The organism is Gemmatimonadaceae bacterium (assembly GCA_035633115.1).
In the GTDB taxonomy this organism is placed as follows: domain Bacteria; phylum Gemmatimonadota; class Gemmatimonadetes; order Gemmatimonadales; family Gemmatimonadaceae; genus UBA4720.
Genome location: DASQFN010000004.1, coordinates 1 through 1567, shown reverse-complemented (window position 1 = coordinate 1567; position 1567 = coordinate 1). Strand labels below are relative to the sequence as shown.

Below are 1567 nucleotides of genomic sequence, written 5' to 3'. Positions count from 1 at the left end.
GTAGCGCTCTCCTGATAGAGGAGAGTGGACGTGGAGCGGACAGCTATGAGCCTCAGGGAGCGGGATCGGGGAGCGGTAATGGCGAGAGTACGTGGTGAGGGCTTGAGACTAGCTGACGCGGCTGGGATGCTGGGTTTGAGCTACCGGCAGGTGAAGCGGCTCTACAAGCGCTTTCGCGAGGGTGGCGTAAAGGGCCTGATCCATGGGAATGTGGGCCGGCGCTCGAACCGTGGGCGTCCAGAGACAGAGCGTAGACAAGTGTTGGGACTTGTGAGGGAGCTCTATAGCGGTCCGGCGTCAGCGGGGGCTGGGCAGCGTTTCGGTCCGACGCTCGTAGCAGAGCATCTTTGGGACGACCACGGGATAGTGCTACCGGTGAGCACTCTGAAGCGCTGGATGCAGGAGGGGAAGCTCTGGACCAGGCGGCGGCGATCGAGGCATCAGCACCATGTGCGTGCGCGGCGTGAGCATTTCGGCGAGCTGTTGCAGATCGACGGGAGTTTCCACGACTGGTTCGAAGGTCGCGGACCCAGGGCCTGCCTCATAACGCTGATCGACGACGGCACGGGAAGGGAGCTGAGCCGTTTCGGGAAGGAGGAGACGCTGTGGAGGGCGGCGGTGTTGTTGCGGAGGTGGATCGAGAGCTACGGCGTACCGCGAGCGATCTACGCCGACCGCAAGACGCTTTATATCGCGGCCGGCTCGCGAAAGCAAATCGAGCGTGGGAGCGAGGCGTTGAGCCAGTTCGGCCTCATGTGCGGCAAGCTTGGGATCGAAGTCATAGCGGCAAAGAGTCCTGAAGCGAAGGGGCGTGTGGAGCGTAGTCATGGGACGAACCAGGACCGGCTGGTGAAGAAGATGCGTCTCGAGGGTATCGCCACGTATGAGGCTGCCAATGCTTTCCTGGAGACCAGCTACCTTCCAGCCCACAACGCTCGCTACGCAGTGCGGGCGGGCAGCGGCGTGGACTTTCATTCGGCGCTCGACGAGAAGATCGATCTGGCCGCTGTGTTCTGTCTGGAGAGGAAGCGTGTGCTGGGCAAAGGGTGGGTAGTACACTACGAGAAGCGATTGCTGCACGTGTTGCCCACAAGCGAGGCCAAGCGTTATTGCTCGCCGGGCGTGTGGCTTCTGGTGCGAGAGAGCGAGGACGGAGCGATCCGCCTCATCGTGCGCACGCTGGAGGGCCGAGAGCGCGAACTAGCGTGGGAGCCGGTAATAGTGCCGCTCAGTCTGGGTCGTACCTGTATGAGCGCTGGAGTGCCACTTCCATCACTGCAGCTAGCGTCAAGGCGCGTGGGCGCTTCAGAGCCGGCGAAGGTTGAAACAAATGCTGGGCCGAAAATTCCCAACAAGCCTGCAGCAACACATCCTTGGCGCAGGCTGAACCATTCCGAAGCGCTTGCACACATGGCAGAAAGGCAACGTCGTCAAGCCCTCACTCAGTGAGAGTTTCTGAGTGTTCTTCACCCCGCAACCCAATACAAGAGCTATCAAACCTGAAACCCAAAACCAGGGGACATTTCTAATGGTTTAATTCAGGGGACATTTCTAATGGTCTTTGACA

The 1567-nt window shown here is 60.3% G+C and carries 1 protein-coding gene; it reads left to right on the top strand.

The genetic code is table 11. From position 1 onward, the window contains the following. Positions 1 to 45: 45 nt before the first annotated feature. A complete protein-coding gene (locus VES88_00095) occupies positions 46 to 1449 on the top strand; it encodes an ISNCY family transposase (GenBank protein HYN79872.1) in 1404 nt (467 codons plus the stop codon). The last annotated feature ends 118 nt before the right edge of the window (positions 1450 to 1567 follow it).